Raw genomic sequence first — 22,196 nt, forward strand, 5'->3', positions numbered from 1 at the left:
CTCAGACGACCACGACTCGGCGCCCGCGCGTGTGGCCGGCTTGGCTGTCGATGTGCGCCGCCGCGGCCTCGGCGAGCGTGTAGGACTTCTCGACCGGGATGTGGAGATTTCCCCGCGAGATGAGGTCGGTGGCCTCGGCGAGCGCGTCCGGCACGCTCCCGGCCGTGCCGGAGAATCGCACGCCGAACTCCGGCGCGCCGAGATCGGCGATGGAGACCACCTTCCGCGGGTCCCCGGTCAGTTCGACCAACTCGCGGATCACACCCGAGCCGGCCAAATCCAGGGCCGCGTCGACCCGGCCGAGCCCGCGCACCCGCTCGACCCACCCCTCGCCGTACGTCGTGGCGAGGGCGCCCAGGCCGCGCAGATAGTCCTGGTTCGCGGCCCCGGCCGTGCCGATCACCGTGATGTCGCGGTCCCGGGCGATCTGTAGGACCGCCGATCCGACTCCCCCGGACGCACCGCTGACCAGCAGCGTCTGCCCGGGCTGCACACCCACTTCACGGATGATGCGCAGCGCGGTCTCCACCACGGAGGGGTACCCCGCGGCCTCTTCGAACGTCAGACCCTCCGGCATCCGCGCCCAGGCCGACAGCACGGCGAACTCGGCATAGGTGCTCGAACCTTCGCCGAACACGTGGTCGCCGACCTCGACCCCGTCGACACCCTCGCCGACCTCGTCCACCACCCCGGCTGCGTCCAGCCCGACACCGGCGGGCAATTCGATCGGATGGGCCTTCAAAACCTGGCCTTCACGGACCCGCCAGTCGACGGGATTCACACCCGCCGCCCGTACGGCTATGCGTACTTGGCCGGGGCCCGCGTGGGGCTCCTCGGCGTCTTCGAGGCGCAGCACGTCCGGACCGCCGAACTCGGCGAAGCTCACTTTCTTCATGCGTCGGACCGTAACACTAACGGTTAGTGTTTAACAACCGTTACGCATTCGCATCTGATAGCGTCAGGTCATGACCGTGCCGCCCGGACGCCGCGAACGCAAGAAGGCCGCGACCCGCCAGAAGATCGCCGACACCGCCCTGCGGCTCTTCCTGGAACGCGGGTACGACGCGGTGGGCATCCGGGACGTGGCCGCCGAGGCCGACGTGGCCGTCACCACGCTCTTCTCCCACTTCGCCTCGAAAGAGGCGCTGGTGTTCGAGCAGGACGAAGACTTCGAACAAGGTCTCATCCGGGCGGTCACCGGCCGGGCGCCGCACGAGCCGCTCATCCCCGCACTGCGCGGCGAGATCCGGGCCCTGGTGGAACATTGCACGGGGGACGGCGCCGCCCCGATCTGGCGCATGATCGACGAGTCACCCGGCCTGCGGGAGTACGAGGAATCGATGCGGCTGCGCCACGCGGAGTCGCTGGCAGCGGCCATCGCCGCCGACCTCGACCTGCCGCGGACCACCACGGCCTGCCGGACGATCGCCAGGTTCGTGATCGACGCCTATTCACTGGCCCGCGAGGCGGCCGATCCGCAGGCCGCGGTGGACGAGATCTTCCGGATGATCGAGGCGTCCTGGGAGGTCGGCCGCCCCTCACCACGTGCGTGAGAAGCCGTTCCCGCGGGTGGTCCTTTCCGCTTTCCGGAATCCGAAATTCCGGAAAGCGGAAATTCGATAACCCCACCCGGCCGGCCGAGGCCGAAACGATCCGGTGTACCATCGGGAATTCCGGCATCGACGCGCGACACTTACACGTGTCAATGGAAAAACCTCGGTCTATTTCCGGTCGATCATCCGCCGGGCAAATATCCGACGCCGACTCCCGCTCATCCGCCCGAAAAGAATGCAATACGGGGCAGCCGGGTCCGGCATTTTCGCGCCGGCGCTCCACCGACCGGGAATAGCGGCACCGGAACCGGCACAAACGGCCGAGGCCCGAGCCGGCCGAGCGATGGCCCGACAACGGCCCGTCGGTGGCCGAATCCCATCACCTCGACCATCGGGTTGCTTGAGAGATCGATCCTCCCCGGCCATCCTCTGAGCCACCCGAGCGCCAACCCCGGGTATGGCGACGGGCACCCCGACGGAGGCTGAAAATGATCAAGAAGATCGCCGGCGTACTCGCCGCGTGCGCGCTCCTGCTGCTCGCCATTCCACAGTCCGCGTCCGCCATGGTCATTCCGAATCATTTCTCGCGCATGCTCATCGGATCCAACTGGAAATGCCTGGATGCCGATGCCAACAACCTCAATACGAACGGCGCCACCGTCCAGCAGTGGCAGTGCATCGGCAATCCGGCCAACAGCACCACCCCGAACAATCAACTCTGGCTCGCCGTGCCGCAGAACAACGGCAGCGCGGCGTACAGCCTCGTGGTCGGCGGCACCGGGTTCAAGTGCCTGCAGGCGATGGGTACCGGAGAATTTTCCCCGGTCCGGCTGTGGGACTGCAACGTCGGCACCTCCCAGGCATGGATCCCGATCAACGTCAACGCGTGGTTCAACCCGACCTCCGGACGGTGTCTGGAGGCCGACCCCAACCAGAACTACAACGGCGGCGCGATGTACATCGCGACCTGCCGGATCGCCGACAACAAGCCGGTCCTGAGCCAGACCTTCGGCTTCCTCGACTGACCCACCCGCAAGTGCACGACGCGGTGCGCATCGGCAACCCCGGTGCGCACCACACCCATCGCGCCACGCACGAAAACGCACCGCAACGAGCCCTCCGAAGCCGACCACCAGCCCCACTCGAACCCCGGAACGCCGCGACCCGCAGGGTCGATCAGCAGCGCCGCACCGGTTCGTCGAAGTGGTCCAGCAGTGCGGCGATATACTCCTCCAGGCGCCCGGCCACGAGGGTCGGGGTCAGGTCGGGTCGACCCGCCTCGCGCCACGGGACGGCGATCTTCTCCGCGTCGGGGGCGTAGCCGAGCGCGTCGAGCAGCCGCCAGTACAGGTGGGCGGCGGGGTCCTCGGCGAGCCGACCGCCGGCCGCGGTGTAGGCGGCGGCGAAGCTCATCCCGGCGGCCGGCCCGTGCAGCAGGGCCAGGGCGGTCGAGCAGTGCGCGACGTCCAGGTCGGCGGGCCCCCACGAGGTCTCCACCCAGTCGACCACGCCGGTGACCCGGGTGTGCGCACCCTCGCCGGTGAAAAGCACGTTGCCCGGGTGGAAGTCGCGATGCAGGAAGCACCCACGATACGGCGGCGGTTCGCGCCGAATCAGGTCGACCGCGCGCCGCCAGAGCTCGGGCCGCCCGGAATCCTCGGGTACGCGCACGCGCTCGGGGGCGGTCCACGCCTGATAGTCGCGAGGTCGATCGCGATCGTCGACCACGATCGCGTGCACGGCCACGAGTTGGCGGGCGAGCGGCACGATCCGCTCGTCGGCGCCGTCGTCGCCCAGCCGAATCCCGCCCGGAAGCAACGACATCAGCAGGGACGGATGATCGCAGTGCTCGCCACGCGGGTCCACGGCCAGGCACGTCGCGGCCGGAATGTCGGTGTCGGCAAGCAACCCGAGGATCTTCGCCTCACGGTCCAGCAGGCCCTCGGCATGCACCAGAAAGAACGGCTTCACGAACGACCGCAGCACCAGAGGCCGTTCACCCCCGGGCCCGACCACCCACAAGCGCCGCATCACCGAGGTCCAGCCCCCGATCAGCCGCTCGCCCCCCACCACCCGCTCCCCCGAGGCCAACCCCGCCTCGACCCACACCCGCGTCCGCTCCCAGCCGACCCCGCCACCATCCACGTCGGCAGCGTATCCACCCGAACCCCGCGCCGATCCCCACCACCAAGCCCCGCCGTCCGGCCCCATGGGCCGGCGTCGATACCGCATGCGCGCCGGGCAACGGACCGGGGCCGGGGGCAGTCTGTGGTTGTGCCGGTTGGGCGGTCAGGTGGTGTGGGGGTTCGGGCGGAGGTCGAGGCGGCGGAGAAGTTGGGCGTTGAGGGCCACGACGACGGTGGACAGGCTCATCAGGATGGCGCCGACTTCCATCGGCAGGACCACGCCCGCCCAGGCCAGGACACCCGCGGCCAGCGGCACCGTGACGATGTTGTAGCCCGCGGCCCAGGCCAGGTTCTGTCGCATCTTGCGGTAGACGGCCGTGGACAGGCGACGGACCCCCAACACCGCGCGCGGGTCGTCCGAGGCCAGCACCACGCCCGCCGACTGGACGGCGACGTCGGTACCCGCGCCGATCGCGATGCCGACGTCGGCGCGGGCCAACGCCGGAGCATCGTTGACGCCGTCGCCGACCATGGCCACCCGCAGGCCGCGGGACTGGAGTTCGGCGACCTTGGCGTCCTTGTCGCCGGGCAGTACCTCGGCAAAGATCTCGTCCACCCCGAGGTCGCGCCCGACCCACTCGGCCACCTGCCGGGCGTCCCCGGTGAGCATCCCGACGCGCACCCCCGCCGCGTGCAACTCGTGGACCGCGGAGCGGGATTCGGGACGGATCTCGTCCTCCAGCGCGAGTGCCCCGGCGACCTCGTCGTCGGCCAGCACGTACAGCACCGCCGCGCCGTGTCCGACCCAGTCCCCGACCGCCGCCGACAGCCCCTCGGGCACTCGGACGCCCGCCTCGCGCAACAGCGCCGGCCCGCCGACCCGCACCCGGGTGCCGGCCACGTCCGCCTCGACGCCCCGGCCCGTCATCGATCGGAACCCGCTCGCCGCGACCGGCCTGCCGCGCTCCTCGGCCGCCCGCACGATCGCCCGGGCCAGCGGGTGTTCGCTCTCCCGCTCGGCGGCGCCCGCGAGCAGCAGCACTCTCGTCTCGTCCCGGCCGGGCGCCGCCGCGACACCGGTCACCGCCGGCGCGCCGCGCGTGAGGGTGCCGGTCTTGTCGAACAGCACGACGTCGACGTTGCGCATCCGCTCCAGCGCGATGCGATCCTTGATCAGGATGCCCTGTCGCGCGGACAACTCCGTCGAGATCGCGATCACCAGCGGGATGGCCAGCCCGAGCGCGTGCGGGCAGGCGATCACCAGGACCGTGACGGTCCGTTCGATCGCCGATCCGCCCTCGCCGAGCAGCGACCACACCACCAGGGTCAGGACCGCGGTGCCGGCCGCGTAGTAGAACAGCAGCGCCGCCGCCCGGTCCGCCAACGCCTGGGCCCGGGAGCGGGATTGTTGCGCCTCGCCGACCAGCCGCCGGATGCCCGCGAGTTGGGTGCCCTCCCCGGTCGCGGTCACCGTCACCCGCACTGCGCTGTCCACCGCGACCGTGCCGGCCACGACGGTGGCACCCGCGCCGCGCGCCACCGGTCGGGACTCGCCGGTGATCATCGACTCGTCGAACTCGGCCGCACCGTCCGTGATCGTGCCGTCCGCCGGGACACGTGCCCCGGAACGCACCAGGACGGTATCGCCGGTCGCCAACGCGGCCACCGGGATCTGCTCGAACCCGCCATCCGGACGCACCCGTTCCGCCTCGTCCGGAAGCAGCGCGGCGAGTGCGTCCAGTGCCCCCGAGGCGGCGCCGAGGGCACGCATCTCCAGCCAGTGGCCGAGCAGCATGATGTCGACCAGCAGGACCAGTTCCCACCAGAAGTCCAGTTCTTGCGACGCGAGTTCGAGGGTGGATGCCCAGGAGGCGACGAACGCGACGGTGATCGCCATCGCGATCAGCGTCATCATCCCCGGTTGCCGCGCGGCCAGTTCGTCGCGTGCGCCGGTCAGGAACGGCCACCCGCCGTAACCGAACACGAGCGTGCCGAGCAGCGGCGGGATCCAGGACGAGCCCGTGAACGACGGCTCGTGATAGCCGAGCAGGTCCGCGAGCATCGGACTCAGCACGAGCACCGGGACGGAGAGCAGCAGGCTCAGCACGAACTTGCCGCGGAACATCTCGGCGTGACCGACGTGACCGGCGTGACCTTGGTGCTCGCCATGCCCACCGTGCCCACCGTGATCTGCATGGTCACCGCGCCCTGCCCGCCCGGCGGCCTCCGCGGAGCCCCCGTGCCCGGCATGATCCGGGCGATCCGAATGATCCGTACCGCCCGCCGGCTCCGGATGGCCCGAGTGTTCGTCCCGCCCGATCCGGCCGTGCTCCATCCCGTTCCCTTCCTCGTCCGCCGTCGACTCTTCATCTATACCACCCAGGGGTATGGATAACCTTCGATCGACCCGCGCTCATTCCTTGCGATTCCGGCAGAACCATCCGCATCTCGGGCCGGCGGCGGTATAACCAGAGACCATCCCCCTCTCCTCCGGGAGGCCAAAATGGTGCGTCAGCCACGATCCCGCAGCGTCGACTGGCTGTGGTGGGCGACCTCGTCGGGCGAACTGCAACCCTTCCTGGACCATCCGGATCACGATCAGCAGGAGATAGCCCGGGAGAAGTCGGCGGTCGCGGTACAACTCGCCCGCCTCGGCGACCCACTCGTGGACTGTCTCGCGGCAATCGCCCCGGACGTCCTCGCCGACGCCCTGTGGCGATTGCCCAACCCCACCCGGACCGACACCCTGCGCGCGTTGCGCGTACCGCCCGCCCGCCGACCGACCCCCGCGATCGCCGAACACGCGCTCAAGCGGCTGCGCAAGCAGACCCCGAGCGTGCGCGGCTACACCGCGCAGGTGGTCACCCTGCCCGTGTTGCGCGTGCTGCTGCCCGCGACTTTGGACACCGACTCGGGCGCGCTGGACGGCGAGATCCTGGAAAGCCTGAAGGCCACGACCTTCACGCCCGATCTGATCCGGCTCACCGCGGTCGCCGACTGGGGATTCAGTTGCCAGGCCGCCGCGCTGCTGCGGCTCGCGCTGACCGAGGCCGACCTCGCCCTGCCCGGCTGGCCCGCCGACATCATCACGGACGTGGTGGCCGCATGTCGCCGATTCGAGGCGTTCTGCCGGGACCGGATGTGCGGCGCCGGCGAGCCCCCGTCGCCGCTGCGCTCGCTCGACGACGCCCTCGGCCGGGCCCGGGCCGCCGCCGACGCGGTGACCGCGGCGGTCGCCGCCGGCCGCGCTCCGGAGGAGGCCGACCTGACCATGCTCGGCCTCGTCGGCCCGGCCGTGGCCGAGGCACGCGCGGCGGTCGGCGCGCTGGTCGAGGTCGAACCGGACACCCTGCCCGAGGACCGGCCGGGGCTGGCCGACGCGATCACCGCACACGAGACCGCCGTTCATGCCCGCGAACTGGCCGGCGTGGACCGCTTCCGGCACCTCGACGGCCCGCCGGCGCACGCCACCGCTATCGGCGAACTCCGCGAGCTGGCCACCGACCTGAGCACCCGTCACGAGAACTGGGAACCGGCCGACCGCCGCCGGGTACTGGCCCTGGCCGACCTCGGCGGGCTGATCGACGCGATCGCGGCCGACCGGGACGACGGGGTGGACGAGTTGGCCGAGACGATCCGCCCGCACCTACCGGACCCGACGATCGTCAACGCCGCGTTACGTGGCCGGCTGTCCTGGGACGAGACGCCGACCTCGGCCGCTGCGGAGGACGCGGCGACCGCGCCCGAGGACACGGCGCGGGCGACGTCCCCCGGAGCCGACTCGGACTCGGCCCCGGGCTCCGATACCGATACCGACACCGGCCCGACCCCGGCGCCCGACACGCGGCCCGCCGACGCCGACGAGGCATCGGCTGCGGAAGAAGACGGCCCCACGGAGGACGACGACCCGGGGACGGCCACGCCGAACCACGCGAACGCCGAAGACTCGGACTCCACGAACGCCGCCGCCGCCGCGGAGCGCACTCCCGAGGCACCGGCCGATCCCGAGCCCGCGGCGCTGATCGGCGAATTGATCGGCCGGGGCGACTACGCCTCTGCGGCACAGGCCATGTCGCCCGACGCGCCGGAACGCATATCCGCGCTGCGCGCCCTGGCCTATGCCGACGGCGCACGCTCGGACACCGGCGCCGTCGCCGTGTCGCTGCGCGAGGAACTCGACGAGATGGCGATGAACGAGCCCAGCCACGACCGGGCGACCCAACTGCTGACGGTCGCCGCCGCGGCGCGCGCCGCCGTACTGTGCGGGCACAGCACGTACGGCCTGCTCCAGGAGGCCGCCGCCGGCCTGGGCGACCTGCCCGCGGTGGCGGGCCTGGCCCGCCACATCGCCACCGGCTCCGCGCAGGGGCTGCTCGGCGGCACCCGCAACCTCGGTGCGCTCGAGGCGCTCGCCGAGGCCGAGGCGGGCGCCGCGACGTGTGCGGCGGACGCCGCCGAGGCGCTGCTGCACCCGCGCCACCTGCGCTTCCCACGGGCCACGTCGATCGCCCAACTGTGGTGGCGGCCCGAGGACGGCCTGCTCGGCCGACTGCTGCGACTGGCCGCCGGCAACGAGCGTCGCGATCTGGACGAGGTCGCCGAGGCGCTGCGCCGACTCAACAAGCACCACGAGTTGGAGAACCGACTCTCCGCGATCGACGAGGAGTTCCGCAACGGCAAGGGCCACCGCCTGGAAGGACCGGCCAGGCGTCGACTGCTCGAATACGCCCGCGAGTCGCTGGGCACCGTCAGCCGCTGGGTGGACGCCATGCGTCGGGTCGCCGAAACCGAGGCGGAGGCCGAGTCCTGGATCGCCGGTCCGCTGACCGACCTGCGGCACACCCTGCTGGCCGACCGGCCCGAAGCCGAACGCGAACTCGCCGAGCTCGCCGCCCACACCGGCGATCCCCTCACCGCCGGCGCCGCCCGAGCCGCCGCCGCGAGCCTGTCCGCAACCCTGGACCTCCTCGACGGCCACCTCCTGACCGGCCCCGAACCCGCCCCCGAAGCCCTCATCGCCAACACCCCGGGCCCGAACCCCGACAACACCTGACCCACACCGCGCCACGCCGCACGGCGGCGCTGATCGGCGGACCGCGGAAAGCACGAAACACAACGACACGACGCGGCGTGCGCGGCGGACGGAAGGAGGCGGCGCGGACCTCGCGGCGGGGCGGGTCGATCCGGCGCGCGGCACGGCACCGGCAGCCGGCGGCCCGGATCGCCGAGGCGGCGGCGCCCTCGGGCACAGCGTGGCGTGGTGCGCACGGGCCCGGCCGTGCACCTCGGTCGGCCCGACCCGGCCCGATCGTCGGTCGGCCACAACCGTCGGTTCGAACACCCGGGTGGCCGGGTCACGGCCCTGGCAGGCGCTCTACGGGACCTCTTCCTCCGGGATGATGTGCATCGCCGCCTCCTCGGCCCCCGCCGCGCCGCCGTCGATGCCGACGTCGTGGGCGATCGCCTCGGATTCGGTGTCCTCGTGTGCGCCCTCGTCGTCGGCGACCAGCCGGCCGGCCCGCGGGTCGGGGCCGCCCTCCCACTCGTCGGAGATCACGTCGTCGTAGGCGACGTCCGGCTCCTCCTCGGCCAGCAACTGGTCGAGCGACTCGCCGCGTCGCTCCTCCTCCGGCGTGTTGCCGTATCGCTCGGCCGCCGACCAGCGGTCCGGCGGCACGATCCCGGTGTCCAGCGGGTCGTACGACAGGTCGTCGGTCGACAGCGTGTCCTCGGGGCCGAGCACACCGTCGTCGCCCGGCGTGTCCGGGGAGTCTTCGGTCGGGTCCGGAGTGTCGTCGCTCATCGCCTGCCGCCTTCCGCTGAAGTGCAAGTGCTCGTGTCGTGCGTCCAGGGCTCGACCCTGTGCCTCGCGACCCGAGTGACTCTGCCCAACGCCGGCCGGTTCATTCGGAGCCGTCCGGCGGCCTTCCCCGCCTGGCAGCATGTCCGGGTGCCGGAAAAGCGAGTACCCGTCGCCGCCGCCCTGACCTGCCTGCTGATCGCCGCGACCGCATGCGGCGCCGGCCACGACGAGCCCGACCGGATCGAGGGCAACCGCACCGCCGAGCCGACCCAGGTCGCCGACATCCGCCCCGAGCCCGCCGTGACCGTCGACTGCCTGCACACGATCGGCACATACCCCGCACCCACGAGCGCGAGCACCGTGTTCCTCGGCGACGTCGCATTGGAGACCGGCCGCAGGCTCCGGACCGCCGAGGCGGGCACCGGTGACCAGCACCCACTGTTCGCCAAGGCCGGCCTGATGGTGCGCAACGGCGCGGCGGTCGACATCGAGGTGCTGCCGGCCGCCGGCAACGGCACGTCCATCGGTTGGGGCAACGGCCTGCCCTCCGCGAGCTCCGTCCGCGTACCGGGCTGCACCACGGGCTCCACCGAGGACTCCTGGGCGGCCTTCCCCGGCGGCTACCACGTGGACCGGCCCGGCTGCGTCACGCTGGTCGTGCGCTCGCGCGGGTTGCAGACGAAAGTGCACATCCCGGTGGGTGCCGACTGCTGATCCGACCGGTTGGAGACGCGACCCCCGCCGCTGGGCGCACGGCCGGCGAAACCGCTCGTTCCGTCGGTGTAGACACCTCCACCCGTCTCATGCCTGAGGCTGATTTTTCCTGACGGATTTGGACGATCTTTGATCGCCGGCGCAGGGTGGGTCCAGGGGGCCAGGGAAGCAAGACCCGGTCCTACAGGGCCGGGGAGGGAGCGGACGGAATGCACGAGGCGCAGACACGCGAGACCAGCCGCGACGATTGGCAGACGCTGCACACCGGCACCCGGGAATCGGCGGCCCGGGCGCTGCGCGCGGATCTGGTCCACGCCGGCGTGGCCGAGGCCGACCTGAGCCGACGGGTGACCGAGGCCTGGGCCGGGTCCGTGGTGACCGTGCCGAGCACCGGCCGGCAGTTCCGGGTCACCCGGGTCGGCGTCCCCGCGCCGACGATCTCGATCGCCGAACCGCAACGCACCGACGCGGAACAGGCCCTGCTCAACCGCTGACCGGGCCAATCCGCATCAGTCGCCACGAACCGGGGCGACTCGACCCGCCGAACGAACCACCCGCCCGCGGGCGTCGAAGCCGGGCGAGGCGGGACCTTCCACCGACCCCCCGGGCCGTGCTGTGCTGTCGGCCATGGTCGACGAAACCACATACCCCACGGTTCCGCACCGGCACCGAGGCGTCCCCGCCCACGAGGCGGAAGCCCGCAGCCGAGCCTTCCACGACGTGATGGCCCAGCGCCGCACCGTCCGCGACTTCTCCTCCCGGCCGATCCCCGACAACGTGGTCGACTGGGCGATCCGTACCGCCGGCACCGCGCCCAGCGGCGCCAACGTGCAGCCCTGGCGCTTCGTCGTGCTCAGCGACCCCGAGCGCAAACGACACCTGCGCGAGGCCGCCGAGAAGGAGGAGCGCGAGTTCTACGAGCACCGCGCGTCCGCCGAATGGCTCGAAGCCCTCGCGCCGATCGGCACCGACTGGCGCAAGCCCTTCCTGGAGGAGGCGCCGGTCGTGATCGTCGTGTTCGAGGTGCACAAGGGCCCGGACTCGCCCCGCCCTTACTACACCAAGGAGTCGGTCGGCATCGCCGTCGGCCTCCTGCTCGCCTCGCTGCACCAGGCCGGCCTGGCCACGCTGACCCACACGCCCAGTCCGATGCGCTTCCTCAACGAGGTGTGCGACCGCCCGCAGGAGGAGCGCGCCGCGTACGTCATCCCGGTCGGCTACCCGGCCGAGGACGCACGGGTCCCCGACATCCGGCGCAAGCCACTGGAGCAGGTCGTCGTCCGGCTCTGACCCGCCGCCACGAACGCCGGACGGGCGGACCCACGACGCCCGTCCGGCACCGAGGGCCGGCTCGCGCCACCCGAACACCTGCGCCGAAGCCCTTCCCTCTGCGATCCTGAACCGGCACGTCCGGATCCGCATCAGCCGTACGTACGGGGGGCGTTGATGAGTGTCGTCGCCGGAAAGATCATCGACGAGTCGATCGTGATCGCCGCCGATTCCCAGGTGACCTGGGGTCAGGCCAAGACCGAGGGCACCAAGCTGTACAAGATCGGCGAGGGCCTGATCTTCGGCGGTGCCGGACTGCTGCGCGACATCAACCTGATGCGCCTGTTCCTGGACACGCACACACCCGCGTCCGCCGAGGAACGCGACATCCTGGAGTTCTACGCCGAGTTCGTCGAGTGGGGCAAGCGCAAGCTGTCCAGCTTCGAGCCCAAGTCGGAGTTCATGTTCGCGTTCGACGGCAAGCTGTTCGAGACGAGCAACGACTTCGACGTCTTCTACTACGACTACGGCGCGATCGGCTCCGGTTGGGAGTACGCACGTGCCGCGCTGCACCTGGGGCACACCCCCACCCAGGCGGTCGGCGTCGCGTGCGACCTGACCATCTTCTGCATGCCGCCGGTGACCGAGTACCGCATACCGCGCCATCCGCAGCCGTCGCCGGGCCGTGATCACGAAGCCATCTGAAAGCGCTCCTTCGTCGGGCCCACCGCAATCCAAAGCTAACCCTGTGTTTACGTGGACTCTCGTAAGCTCTCTGGTATGTCCGAACAGCCCATTCCGGCGGACCTGATCGCGTTGCAGCGGGCCCGGGACGCCGCCTACGAGGCCATCGCCCGGCACGCGGGGCAGCTGACCGAAGAGGAGCATGCCCGGCTGTGGGCCCGAGCCCGCGACGCGGTCGAGGCGCTGCACGCACACCCGGCGATGACCGCCGGCGGCGACCGCGCCGACCTGGTGACCCGCCTGCGCATGGCCGCCCAGGCCGCCTGAGCCGGACGCCGAGGCCCCGCCGCCCCCGTGCGGCGCCGCCGACCCGGCGCGGCTCGGCCGGCCCTTCGACAACCGATGTCGCGCACCCGACGCAAAGCGTCCGCTATCGGCGGACTTGACCGGAAAACATCCCGGGGCGAAGCCGTCGAGCCCACCTGAAGGCGCGCCGAAAGCGGCTGATCCGCCTCGCCCCGAAAGCACCGCACCCCCCGCGCCGAAACGCCGCCGGCCGCGGCACGAACCCCGAAGGGTCCGCACCACGGCCGGCGGCGAAGCGCAGGGGAGAGAGCCGGCGGCTCAGATCCCCGCGGCAGCCTTGAGCGCGTCCACGCGGTCGGTCCGCTCCCACGTGAAGTCGGGCAGGTCCCGGCCGAAGTGGCCGTACGCCGCGGTCTGCGCGTAGATCGGGCGGAGCAGGTCCAGGTCCCGGATGATCGCGGCCGGGCGCAGGTCGAACACGGTGCCCACGGCGGCCTGGATGGTCTCCACCGGCACCGCCTCGGTGCCGAACGTCTCCACGAACAGGCCGACCGGCGCGGCCTTGCCGATCGCGTACGCGACCTGCACCTCACACCGGCGGGCGAGCCCGGCGGCCACCACGTTCTTGGCCACCCAGCGCATCGCGTACGCGGCGGAGCGGTCCACCTTCGACGGGTCCTTGCCGGAGAACGCACCGCCACCGTGCCGGGCCATGCCGCCGTAGGTGTCGATGATGATCTTGCGACCGGTCAACCCGGCGTCGCCCATCGGGCCGCCGATCTCGAACCGGCCGGTCGGGTTGACCAGGAGACGGTAACCCTCGGTCTCGATGCCCAGGCCGGCCAGCTCCGGCTCCACCACGTACTCGCGGATGTCCGGTGCGAGCAGCGAGTCCAGGTCGATGTCGGCCGCGTGCTGCGAGGAGACCACGACCGTGTCGAGGCGGATCGGACGGTCGCCGTCGTACTCGATGGTGACCTGGGTCTTTCCGTCCGGGCGCAGGTAAGGGATGGTGCCGTTCTTGCGTACGTCCGCCAGGCGCTTGGCCAGCCGGTGGGCGAGCGTGATCGGCAGCGGCATCAGCTCGGGCGTGTCGTCGCACGCGTAGCCGAACATCAGGCCCTGGTCGCCCGCACCCTGGCGGTCCAGCTCGTCCTCGTCACCGTCGACCCGGTTCTCGTACGCCGTGTCGACGCCCTGGGCGATGTCGGCCGACTGCGCGCCGATGGACACCGAGACGCCACACGAGGCACCGTCGAAGCCCTTCTTCGAGCTGTCGTAGCCGATCTCCAGGACCCGCTCGCGCACGATCGTGGGGATGTCGGCGTAGCCCTGGGTCGTGACCTCGCCGGCCACGTGCACCTGCCCGGTCGTGATCAGCGTCTCGACGGCGACCCGACTCTTGGGGTCTTCCTTGAGGAGCGCATCCAGGATGGAATCGCTGATCTGGTCGGCGATCTTGTCCGGGTGACCTTCGGTCACGGACTCAGAGGTGAACAGACGGCGGGACACATCGCTCCCTGGGGTTGCAGCGGCTGCTGGCTGGCAGGTGGACCCGGCCGTCGGGACAGGTCGGGACGGGCGGGTCCACCGAATACTGGGGCCGAGTTTATCCCCCCGACCCCCGCCGGGGGACGGGGTGTCCCAAGACATGGACGGCGTGGCGTTGCTCACTTTGTGTGAAGCTGCCGCGATCGGGCGTTCGAATCGACCGACGAATCAGTCGAAACGGGGCACGGAAATCAGGCGAAACGAGGCACGACGAGATCCCACACCACGTCCGCCAGGTCCTCCTTCGGACCGTGCGGAACCGGGGTTTCGCTCCCGTCGGCGGCCAGCACGATCGCCTCGTTCACGTCGGTGCCGAAGGTCAGTTCCTCGCCCACCCGGTTGACCACGAGCAGGTCGCAGCCCTTGCGGGCGAGCTTGGCGCGGCCGTTCTCGAGCACGTTGTCGGTCTCCGCGGCGAAGCCGACCACGACCTGGCCGGGCCGGAGCCGGTCGCGGGCCAGTTCGGCGAGAATGTCCGGGTTCTTGACCAGCGCGATCGGCTCCGGTTCCGCGTCGGTCTTCTTGATCTTGCCGTCGACCCGGGTCGCCGGGCGGAAGTCCGCGACGGCCGCGGCCATCACCACGCAATCCGCGTTCTCCGCCGCCTTGACCACCGCCTCGCGCAGCTCCAGCGCGGTGCCCACGTGCAGCACGTCGGCCCCGGCCGGGTCCGGCAGGCCGGTGTTGGCCTCGATCAGGGTGACCCGGGCGCCCCGGGCGATCGCGGTGCGGGCGAGCGCGTAGCCCTGCTTGCCGGACGAGCGGTTGCCGAGGAAGCGGACCGGGTCCAGCGGCTCGCGGGTGCCGCCGGCGGTGACCACCACGTGCCGGCCGGCCAGATCCGGCACGGTCGCCCCGCGTACGAGGGTGCGCCGGACCACCTGGAAGATCTGCTCCGGGTCGGGCAGCCGGCCCTTGCCGGTGTCCTTGCCGGTCAGCCGACCCACCGCCGGCTCGATCACGATCGCGCCGCGGCCGCGCAGCGTCGCGACGTTCTCCACCGTGGCCGGGTGCTCCCACATCTCGGTGTGCATGGCCGGGGCGAAGATCACCGGACATCGCGCGGTGAGCAGAGTGTTGGTGAGCAGGTCGTCGGCGAGTCCGTGGGCGGCCTTGGCGAGCATGTCGGCGGTCGCCGGGGCGACCACGACGACGTCCGCGTTCTGGCCGATCCGTACGTGCGGGACCTCGTGCACCGCGTCCCACACCCCGGTGGCCACCGGTTGCCCGGACAGCGCCGACCACGTGGCCGCGCCGACGAAGTTGAGTGCGGACGCGGTCGGCACGACCCGCACCTCGTGCCCGGACTCGGTCAACCTGCGCAGCAGTTCGCACGCCTTGTACGCGGCGATGCCGCCGGCGACGCCGAGCACGACACGGGGTCGGGATCCGGTACTCATCGCTGCTCCTGGTCCTGGTGGCGACCGGCCCGTGTTCCGACCGGCACGGCGAGCCTACGACACCGTCCGCGACGGCTGGATCCCGTGTCGGCCGGGCGTCCGTTGCCGACGGCCCGGCTGCGCCGTCGTCGCCGGCGACCTGCCCGGGCCGTCGCTGCGGGCGGGATCTGAGTACGAGTACGGATGTCCCCTCCCGCCCGCGCTGCCAGCATCGGGAGCCGGAAGTCCATCGGGGGGGATGAAGTCGATGTCGAACGAGTGGCTGCTGGACGACGCGACGCGGTGTCCGGGCTGTGCGCAGCAGCTCCGCATGCCGCGCACCGTGCGCTGCCACGAGTGCGCGATCCGGCTGACCGGCCCGGATGCCGACCGGTTGTGGCAGCTCGGCGTGTCCGCGGCTCGGCTTCTGCGGCTGCGCGAGGCTCTGCTCGAGCGCATGCGCGCCGAGGCGCGCCAGGCGCTCATCCGCCCGCCCGTGGCACCGTCGGCGCCGATGCCGATGCCGATGTCGATGCCGGTGCCGACGCCGGCCCCCGCGGCAGCGCCGGCACCGGTGCCGGCGACCGTCGCCGCTCCCGCCCGCCCGCCGGCCGCTCGGGTTCGCGAGATGGCCGAGGTCGGGCGGCGTCGGGTCGCCCGGATCGTGCTGGGCGCGGGCGTGCTGCTCGTGGTGCTGGCCGCGGTCGTGTTCGTCGCGGTCACCTGGAACCGCACCGGCACCGGTGGCCGGGCCCTGGTGATGGCGCTCGCGCTGGTGTTGTGCGCGGCGGGTACCACGCTCGCCGAGCGGCGCGAACTGCCCGCCACCGCCGAGGCGATGGCCGCGCTCACGGTCGCCATGGGCCTGCTCGACGGCTACGCGGCGTGGGCCGCCGACCTGGCCGGCGTGCGCAACGGAAGCGCGGTGCTGGTCGGCGCGGCCACCCTGCTCGCGGTCGGTGGCGCGGCGGCGCTGGGCTCGGTGGTGGCGCCGCTGCGGGCATTGCGGATCTCGGCGGCGCTGCTGCTCCAGGGTCCGCTGCCGCTGGTGATCGCCTGGTTCGGGGTGGGCCGCGCATCGCTGCTGCCGCTCGCGATCGGGCTCGGCCTCCAGGCGGCCGTGGACGTCGTGCTGCTGCGCCGGATCTACGCCGAGGCCGCGCGCGGGCTGCGGATCGTCGCCGAGGTCGGCGTGCTCTGCTACTGGCTGACCGCGGTCGTCCTGACCTTCGCCGAGGGCGCGAGCGGCGCGTCGGCGGGCACCATGCTCGCCCTCGCCGCGATCGCCGGCGGGATCGCGTTCGTCCTGCGCCGGGCTCCCGTGGTGCGGCACCTGGCGTCCGCAAGCGCGATGGCGGGCTCGCTCGCGGCCACGGCCCTGCTGCTCGCCACCCGGCCCGCGGGCGAGGAGTCGGATCTGCCGATCACCTGGGCGGGCGTGGGCCTGCTGCTGGTGGTCCTGGTCGCGATGGCACCGCTGTTCGCGGTGCCGCGCGGCTTCCGGGCCGGGCCGCTCGCGGTCCTCGTGCCGCTGACGGTGGCGCCCGCGTTCTGGGTGGTCGCGACGCCCGCGGTGGCGCTGGCCGGTCCGCTGTCCTGGCCCCGGCCGGCCTGGAGCCTGGGCTCGGCCGATACCGGCAGCCGGGACGCGATCATGGCGGGCTCCGACTGGAACTTCGGCCTGGCACCGCTCGTGCTGCTGCCGGCGGCGGCGCTCGTCGCGCTGACCGGCGTCACCCTGCTGCGCGGCCGACCGGGACGTACGCCGGTCCTGGTGACCGCCGCGGTCGCCGCCGAGGGGCTGTTCGTGGTGCTGCCGCCGGCCCTGGATCTACCGCTGTGGGCGGCACTCGGCTGGCACCTGGTGGCGGCCGTCGGCTGGGCCTGCGCCTGGCGGGTACGGCCGTGGTTGCCGCTCGTCGGTCTGGCGCACGGCGCGTTGGCCCTGGCGTGGGCGACGGCGCACCCGCTGACCTCGATCGTGGTCTGGGCGATCGCCGCAGCGGGCCTCACCATCACCGCCGTCCTGTCGCCGGGACGTCCGGCGTCCGCGCCGAACTCGGCAACCGCCCCGGGGCACACCGCGACGGCCGATGCTCATGTACCGGAACAAAACGGTGCTGATGCCTCCGAATCGGTCGACGAGTCGATCGCCCCGCCGATCAGGAAGGTCGCCGCAGCTCCCAGCGGCCTGACCGACAAGACCACGAGTGCACCGGAGGATCGGGGCGGCTCGACCCACCGACCGCACGACGCCGACGCCGAGGGCGACACCGACTCCGACGCCGATGCCGGCACCGACTCCGACTCGACCGAGCACCCGGAGCGCTCCACCCCGCTCCCACTTCCCCACCTGATCCGGTCGCGCGCAGCCGCGCTCGCGCTCGCCCTCGCCGGCGTCGACGTGGCGATGACCGCGGCGCACGCGGGTGCCTCGACGACGATGGTCGGGTTCGTCCCGGCCCTGCTCTTCGCCCTGGTCACCCTGATCGCCCTGGCGCTGCGCCCCACCGCCCCGACCTCCCGCGCCCTGACCCTGGTCGGCGCCACCGGCTGGGCGGTCGGCAGCCTTGCCACGGCCCACGACACCCCGGTCCCGCTCGCCGTGACCCTCGCCGCGGCCCTGATGGTGAGCCTGGTCGGCGCCGTCCGCGACCTGCCCGGCATCCGGCCGGCGTGGGCCGGGGCAGCCGCCCTGTGGTGGGTGGGCACCATCGCGGCCGGCGCGCACGCCTTCGGTGCGGATCGGCCCGGCACGGTGCTCGCCGCCGTGATCGCCGCGGCCCTGCTGTTCCCGCTCGCCATCGCCTGCGCCGGCCGGCCCGGCATGGCCGTCGCGCTGGAGGGCACGGGGGCCGCAACCCTGCTCGGCACACTTCTGGTCGGCCGGGAGAGCTCGCCCGTCGTATTCGCGATCGCGGCGGCGGCCACCCTGTGCGGCGCGTCGTTCGGCCGCACGATGTTGCGGCCCGGGTGGGCGCCCGCGACCGCGGTGTTGCTGTACGCCACGACGGCGGCCACGCTGTACCGGCTCGACGTGGGCGTGTCCGGCCAGGCGGTGGCCGGCGCGTGTGCGGCGGCGATCCTGCTGGTGGTCGCCACGTACCTGCACGACCTGCCGATGGCCGCGATCATGATCGAGGCGGTCGCCGTATTCGCGGCGGCCGTCTCGATCGCCCGGTCCGACGGCCTGCTGCCGGTCGCACTCGCCGTCGTCACCGCAGGCACGCTGCACAGCGCGCTCCGCGGGCACGGCGAGGCCCGGCCGGTCTGGGCGCCCGCCACCGTCGTGCTGTGCACCGCGACGGTGGCGGCGACGCTGTACCGCCTCGACGCGACGGACACCGTGTCCGCGTTGGCCGCGGTCGGCACGGCCGCCCTGTTGTACATCGCCGTCGCCCGACTCCCCCGCCCCGCCCCGGCGGCCACACTCGCCGCCGCGGCGTGCGTGCTCGTCGCCGGCACCACAACCGCCGCCGTGGCTCCCGAACGGATCTGGCTCGTCCTGGCCTGGGCCGGCGTCGCCGCGGCGACCACCCCGGCCGGACCGCTGCGCACGCCGGCCCGACTCGCCGCCCTGCCGCTGTTGTTCGCCGCGTACTGGGTCCGGCTGGCGTTGTCCGACGTCACCCACCCGGAGGCGTACACGATCCCGCTCGGCCTGGTCCTGCTGGTCGAGGGCATGCTCCGCCGGCGGGCCCACCCGGACACCGACTCGTGGGCCGCGTACGGCGGGCCGCTCGCGGTGCTGCTGCTGCCCTCGCTCCCGCTCGCGGTGAGCCAGGGCGAGCCGATCCGGCCGAGCCTGCTGGGCGCGGCGGCGATCGTCACGCTCCTGGTAGGCGCCCGCTTCCGGCTCCAGGCGCCGCTGTTCCTGGGCGCGGCGGTGCTGGCCACGGTCGGGCTGGTGCACCTGCTGCCGCACCTGGCCCCGGTCTACGACGCGGTGCCGCGCTGGGCCGTCCTCGGCACGGCGGGTCTGCTCCTGATCGTGATCGGCGCCGGCTACGAACGCCGCCTGCGCGACCTCAAGCGCCTGCGCCGCGCGGTCGGACGACTCGGCTAGAACCACCCCGGCACACCACATACCGAAGCATCCACAACAACCGGGCCAACCGAAATCAACCTGAACGACCCGCACGATCCGAGCAATTCGAGGAGTCCCGGCAAGACCGCACGACCCGAACAACCGTCGACTCTCCCGGCGCGGTCGGTGGAAAGCCCACCGCGCCGGCCGGCAGCCCGCCGACCCGCTCCCGCCTCAGGTGAGCGCCCGCAGCTCGTCCAGCACCTCCGACACGCACGCCGGGTCGGCCCGGTAGGGCAGGTAGAACCCCAGACGGTCGGCGACCCCGTGGGCGCGCGCGGCCAGCTGGGCCGCGACGTCCTTGGGTTCGCCGATCGCCACCACCCGGCCGAGCAGCGTGTCGTCGATCGCGTGCGGGATGTCCGGCCAGCGGCCCGCCCGGATCAGCGCGTGCAACTCGGCCTGCAACGGCCCGTAGCCCTCCACGTCGAGCACCGGCCGATAGGCGGGCGTGGAGGCGTAGAACGCGACCATCGCCCTGGCCCCCTTGAGCGCGGCGCGCATCTCCTCCTCGGTCCGCCCGGCGGCGACGATCACGTCGAGCATCACCGAGAACCGATCCCGGGTGCGTTCGGAGAGCACCAGGCCGTCGGTCACCGCGTCGGTGACCGGGCCGCGCACGAACAGGTCGGTGTTGAGCGGGTGGACCAGCAGCCCGTCCGCGTGCTCGGCGACCATGGTGATCATCCGCCGGCCCACTCCACCCGCGAGCAGCGGCGGCAGCCCGTACGGGTTCGGTCCCGGGCGCAGCGTCGGCGGCATCAGGGTGAGGTCGAAGAACTCGCCGTGGAAGTCCAGCGGCGTCTCCCGCTGCCAGCAGGTGAGCACCGCGCGGACCGCGCGCAGCGTCTCGGCCATCCGGGCCACCGGACGCGACCAGGTGGCGCCGTACCGGCGTTCGATGTGGGCCTGGATCTGGGTGCCCAGGCCGAGACGGAACCGCCCGTGCGAGGCCAGATGCAGGTCGTACGCGGTGTGTGCGAGGTGGGTGGGGCTGCGCGGGAAGGCGACCGCGATGTTGGTCATGATGTCCACGCCCGCGGCAGCGGCCGGCACCAGCGGCAGGAACACGTCGGTGGGGCCCTCGAAGGTGAACACCCCGTCGAAGCCCGCCTCGCCCAGTTCCCGGGCCCGGTCGCCGGCGCGGCTCAGCGGCACGTCCAGCAGTGTGTCCACCGGCAGCGCCCGCCTGCCCGGCTTCGGCGCGTCCGCGCCGCTCTCGATCCGGTCCACCCTCGTCGCCCACCCTCCGGATCACTTGCGTCGCGCGTGTCGCCGCCCACAGGTACGCCATCTGCGATCAAGGGTCAAGACGATCGGTCGGCACGCGGTACGTACGGTCGAAACGCACGAAGGGCCCGACGGAACTCCGTCGGGCCCTTCGTGTCCTACCGGTTCAGCGATACAGCGCAGATACGGCGCCGTCGAGTCGCGTGACTCGCTCAGCCCTCGATGGGCTCGGCGGTCAGCATGCCCGAGTTGATCTCGCGCAGCGCGATCGACAGCGGCTTCTCGTGCACGTGCGTGTCCACGAGCGGACCCACGTATTCCAGCAGGCCCTCGCCGAGCTGCGAGTAGTAGGCGTTGATCTGCCGAGCACGCTTCGCCGCGTAGATGACGAGGCTGTACTTGGAGTCGGTCGCCTCCAGGAGCTCGTCGATGGGCGGGTTGATGATGCCCTCGGGTGCGGTGGAAGAAGCTGACAAGGCGGGGGCCCTTCGAAAAGCTGTGAAAGCTGTGGGTGAAAGTCGGGCTGCCTGTCGGCTATCGGGCAGCCCGAACGATCAAGATACGTTCATCAAGGCTAGCAGTTCGCGGACGACGTCTTCGACGGACGTGTTGACCAGCGTCACGTCGAATTCGGATTCCGCGGCCAACTCGACCTTCGCGGCGGCCAGGCGCCGCTCGATGACTTCGGGGGATTCGGTCCCCCGGCCCACCAGACGGCGGACCAATTCGTCCCACGAGGGCGGGGCGAGGAACACCAGGCGTGCCTCGGGCATCGCCTGCCGTACCTGCCGAGCGCCCTGCAGGTCGATTTCGAGCAGGGTCGGTACGTCGGCGTCAAGCCGTTCGAGCACGGGCAGTCGCGGGGTTCCGTATCGGTTCCCGGCGAATTCGGCCCATTCGAGCAATTCATCCGAGGCGATCAGTTTGTCGAACTGATCGCCGTCGGTGAAGTGGTACTCCACACCGTCGCTCTCCCCCGGACGGGGTTTGCGTGTGGTCGCGGACACAGACAGCCAAACCTCGGGGTGACGGCGGCGCAGGTCAGCGACCACCGTGCTCTTGCCGACCCCGGAGGGGCCGGAGAGCACGGTGAGTCGACGGGTGCCGTGCACGGTACGGGGATCGGAGCCGGCGCCCGCGTCAGGACGCGGAGCCACCGAATTCCCGTTCGAGTGCTGCGATCTGGTTCGTGCCGAGACCGCGGACGCGCCGGGTCTCGGAGATGTTCAGCTTCTCCATGAGCTGCTTGGCGCGCACCTTGCCGACGCCGGGGAGGGACTCCAGGAGGGCCGATACCTTCATCTTGCCCACGACCGGATTGTCCTTGCCCTCCTTGATGACGTCGCTGAGCGAAGCACCGGAGTTCTTGAGCCGGTTCTTCACCTCGGCGCGCTCCCGCCGAGCCGCAGCGGCTTTAGCGAGCGCATCCGCGCGTTCTTCGGGGGTCAGGGGTGGGAGAGCCACGCCGTGTCACCTCGGACTTCGTTGCGATCC

The 22,196-nt window shown here is 72.1% G+C and carries 20 protein-coding genes; 10 read left to right on the plus strand and 10 right to left on the minus strand.

What is annotated here, in order from left to right:
* Position 1 precedes the first annotated feature (1 nt).
* Positions 2-895 carry an NADP-dependent oxidoreductase gene (locus ACFZBU_RS33675; protein WP_391587506.1) on the minus strand — a complete coding sequence of 298 codons (894 nt, stop codon included), beginning with the start codon at positions 893-895 and terminating at the stop codon, positions 2-4.
* A 70-nt stretch (positions 896-965) separates the two neighbouring features.
* On the opposite strand from ACFZBU_RS33675, the gene ACFZBU_RS33680 reads away from it, so the two are divergent.
* Positions 966-1,553 carry a TetR/AcrR family transcriptional regulator gene (locus ACFZBU_RS33680; protein WP_391587507.1) on the plus strand — a complete coding sequence of 196 codons (588 nt, stop codon included), beginning with the start codon at positions 966-968 and terminating at the stop codon, positions 1,551-1,553.
* 488 nt (positions 1,554-2,041) lie between these two features.
* Positions 2,042-2,578, plus strand: a complete 537-nt coding sequence (locus ACFZBU_RS33685; RefSeq protein ID WP_391587508.1) for an RICIN domain-containing protein — start codon at positions 2,042-2,044, stop codon at positions 2,576-2,578.
* A gap of 151 nt (positions 2,579-2,729) precedes the next feature.
* Here the strand turns inward: ACFZBU_RS33685 and ACFZBU_RS33690 are convergent, their stop codons facing one another.
* Together ACFZBU_RS33690 and ACFZBU_RS33695 are read right to left on the minus strand one after the other, a co-directional pair.
* Positions 2,730-3,764, minus strand: coding sequence for a phosphotransferase family protein (locus ACFZBU_RS33690; protein ID WP_391587509.1), 1,035 nt, complete (start codon positions 3,762-3,764; stop codon positions 2,730-2,732).
* Between the two features lie 78 nt (positions 3,765-3,842).
* On the minus strand, positions 3,843-5,804 hold the full coding sequence (locus ACFZBU_RS33695) for a copper-translocating P-type ATPase (RefSeq protein WP_391587510.1): 1,962 nt from the start codon (positions 5,802-5,804) through the stop codon (positions 3,843-3,845).
* A gap of 6 nt (positions 5,805-5,810) precedes the next feature.
* Here ACFZBU_RS33695 and ACFZBU_RS33700 point away from each other — a divergent pair, with 6 nt between their 5' ends.
* The gene (locus ACFZBU_RS33700) at positions 5,811-6,074 is read left to right on the plus strand and encodes a hypothetical protein (protein WP_391587511.1); all 264 of its coding nucleotides are present in this window, start codon (positions 5,811-5,813) and stop codon (positions 6,072-6,074) included.
* Between the two features lie 108 nt (positions 6,075-6,182).
* A complete protein-coding gene (locus tag ACFZBU_RS33705; RefSeq protein ID WP_391587512.1) occupies positions 6,183-8,732 on the plus strand; it encodes a hypothetical protein in 2,550 nt (849 codons plus the stop codon).
* Between the two features lie 321 nt (positions 8,733-9,053).
* Here the strand turns inward: ACFZBU_RS33705 and ACFZBU_RS33710 are convergent, their stop codons facing one another.
* On the minus strand, positions 9,054-9,482 hold the full coding sequence (locus tag ACFZBU_RS33710; RefSeq protein WP_391587513.1) for a DUF5709 domain-containing protein: 429 nt from the start codon (positions 9,480-9,482) through the stop codon (positions 9,054-9,056).
* Between the two features lie 147 nt (positions 9,483-9,629).
* On the opposite strand from ACFZBU_RS33710, the gene ACFZBU_RS33715 reads away from it, so the two are divergent.
* The 5 genes from ACFZBU_RS33715 to ACFZBU_RS33735 all read left to right on the plus strand — a co-directional run bounded on the left by ACFZBU_RS33715 (position 9,630) and on the right by ACFZBU_RS33735 (position 12,476).
* Positions 9,630-10,196 carry a hypothetical protein gene (locus tag ACFZBU_RS33715; RefSeq protein ID WP_391587514.1) on the plus strand — a complete coding sequence of 189 codons (567 nt, stop codon included), beginning with the start codon at positions 9,630-9,632 and terminating at the stop codon, positions 10,194-10,196.
* 209 nt (positions 10,197-10,405) lie between these two features.
* A complete protein-coding gene (locus ACFZBU_RS33720) occupies positions 10,406-10,690 on the plus strand; it encodes a hypothetical protein (protein ID WP_391587515.1) in 285 nt (94 codons plus the stop codon).
* A 133-nt stretch (positions 10,691-10,823) separates the two neighbouring features.
* Positions 10,824-11,486, plus strand: coding sequence for a nitroreductase family protein (locus tag ACFZBU_RS33725; protein ID WP_391587516.1), 663 nt, complete (start codon positions 10,824-10,826; stop codon positions 11,484-11,486).
* A gap of 156 nt (positions 11,487-11,642) precedes the next feature.
* Positions 11,643-12,170 (plus strand): hypothetical protein, encoded by a 528-nt coding sequence (locus ACFZBU_RS33730; protein ID WP_391587517.1) that lies wholly within the window; start codon positions 11,643-11,645, stop codon positions 12,168-12,170.
* Between the two features lie 75 nt (positions 12,171-12,245).
* Positions 12,246-12,476, plus strand: coding sequence for a hypothetical protein (locus tag ACFZBU_RS33735; protein ID WP_391587518.1), 231 nt, complete (start codon positions 12,246-12,248; stop codon positions 12,474-12,476).
* 297 nt (positions 12,477-12,773) lie between these two features.
* Here the strand turns inward: ACFZBU_RS33735 and metK are convergent, their stop codons facing one another.
* Positions 12,774-13,967, minus strand: coding sequence for a methionine adenosyltransferase (gene metK, locus ACFZBU_RS33740; RefSeq protein ID WP_391587519.1), 1,194 nt, complete (start codon positions 13,965-13,967; stop codon positions 12,774-12,776).
* Positions 13,968-14,197: 230 nt separating this feature from the next.
* Positions 14,198-15,406 (minus strand): bifunctional phosphopantothenoylcysteine decarboxylase/phosphopantothenate--cysteine ligase CoaBC, encoded by a 1,209-nt coding sequence (coaBC, locus tag ACFZBU_RS33745; RefSeq protein ID WP_391587520.1) that lies wholly within the window; start codon positions 15,404-15,406, stop codon positions 14,198-14,200.
* A 247-nt stretch (positions 15,407-15,653) separates the two neighbouring features.
* Here coaBC and ACFZBU_RS33750 point away from each other — a divergent pair, with 247 nt between their 5' ends.
* Positions 15,654-19,451 carry an SCO7613 C-terminal domain-containing membrane protein gene (locus ACFZBU_RS33750; RefSeq protein WP_391587521.1) on the plus strand — a complete coding sequence of 1,266 codons (3,798 nt, stop codon included), beginning with the start codon at positions 15,654-15,656 and terminating at the stop codon, positions 19,449-19,451.
* Positions 19,452-19,646: 195 nt separating this feature from the next.
* On the opposite strand, the gene ACFZBU_RS33755 is transcribed toward ACFZBU_RS33750, so the two are convergent.
* From ACFZBU_RS33755 to mihF, 4 genes are all read right to left on the minus strand, one after another.
* On the minus strand, positions 19,647-20,705 hold the full coding sequence (locus tag ACFZBU_RS33755; protein WP_391587522.1) for a TIGR03617 family F420-dependent LLM class oxidoreductase: 1,059 nt from the start codon (positions 20,703-20,705) through the stop codon (positions 19,647-19,649).
* Positions 20,706-20,914: 209 nt separating this feature from the next.
* Positions 20,915-21,178, minus strand: a complete 264-nt coding sequence (gene rpoZ / locus ACFZBU_RS33760) for a DNA-directed RNA polymerase subunit omega (RefSeq protein ID WP_020551792.1) — start codon at positions 21,176-21,178, stop codon at positions 20,915-20,917.
* A gap of 78 nt (positions 21,179-21,256) precedes the next feature.
* Entirely contained in the window at positions 21,257-21,859 is a 603-nt protein-coding gene (gene gmk / locus ACFZBU_RS33765) for a guanylate kinase (RefSeq protein WP_020551791.1), read from the minus strand.
* Positions 21,843-22,166, minus strand: coding sequence for an integration host factor, actinobacterial type (mihF, locus tag ACFZBU_RS33770; protein WP_026218483.1), 324 nt, complete (start codon positions 22,164-22,166; stop codon positions 21,843-21,845). The genes gmk and mihF overlap by 17 nt, the downstream gene beginning before the upstream one ends.
* Between the last annotated feature and the right edge of the window lie 30 nt (positions 22,167-22,196).

This window comes from Embleya sp. NPDC008237 (genome assembly GCF_042956465.1).
GTDB lineage: Bacteria > Actinomycetota > Actinomycetes > Streptomycetales > Streptomycetaceae > Embleya.

Excerpts from the sequence above, each read along its gene's own strand:
- ACFZBU_RS33730 (WP_391587517.1), top strand. The coding sequence starts at position 11,643 with ATGAGTGTCGTCGCCGGAAAGATCATCGACGAGTCGATCGTGATCGCC.
- ACFZBU_RS33720 (WP_391587515.1), top strand. The coding sequence starts at position 10,406 with ATGCACGAGGCGCAGACACGCGAGACCAGCCGCGACGATTGGCAGACG.
- ACFZBU_RS33750 (WP_391587521.1), top strand. The coding sequence starts at position 15,654 with ATGTCGAACGAGTGGCTGCTGGACGACGCGACGCGGTGTCCGGGCTGT.
- ACFZBU_RS33710 (WP_391587513.1), bottom strand. The coding sequence starts at position 9,482 with ATGAGCGACGACACTCCGGACCCGACCGAAGACTCCCCGGACACGCCG.
- ACFZBU_RS33690 (WP_391587509.1), bottom strand. The coding sequence starts at position 3,764 with ATGGGGCCGGACGGCGGGGCTTGGTGGTGGGGATCGGCGCGGGGTTCG.
- ACFZBU_RS33675 (WP_391587506.1), bottom strand. The coding sequence starts at position 895 with ATGAAGAAAGTGAGCTTCGCCGAGTTCGGCGGTCCGGACGTGCTGCGC.
- ACFZBU_RS33685 (WP_391587508.1), top strand. The coding sequence starts at position 2,042 with ATGATCAAGAAGATCGCCGGCGTACTCGCCGCGTGCGCGCTCCTGCTG.
- ACFZBU_RS33680 (WP_391587507.1), top strand. The coding sequence starts at position 966 with ATGACCGTGCCGCCCGGACGCCGCGAACGCAAGAAGGCCGCGACCCGC.
- ACFZBU_RS33695 (WP_391587510.1), bottom strand. The coding sequence starts at position 5,804 with ATGTTCCGCGGCAAGTTCGTGCTGAGCCTGCTGCTCTCCGTCCCGGTG.
- ACFZBU_RS33705 (WP_391587512.1), top strand. The coding sequence starts at position 6,183 with ATGGTGCGTCAGCCACGATCCCGCAGCGTCGACTGGCTGTGGTGGGCG.
- ACFZBU_RS33725 (WP_391587516.1), top strand. The coding sequence starts at position 10,824 with ATGGTCGACGAAACCACATACCCCACGGTTCCGCACCGGCACCGAGGC.
- coaBC (WP_391587520.1), bottom strand. The coding sequence starts at position 15,406 with ATGAGTACCGGATCCCGACCCCGTGTCGTGCTCGGCGTCGCCGGCGGC.
- ACFZBU_RS33735 (WP_391587518.1), top strand. The coding sequence starts at position 12,246 with ATGTCCGAACAGCCCATTCCGGCGGACCTGATCGCGTTGCAGCGGGCC.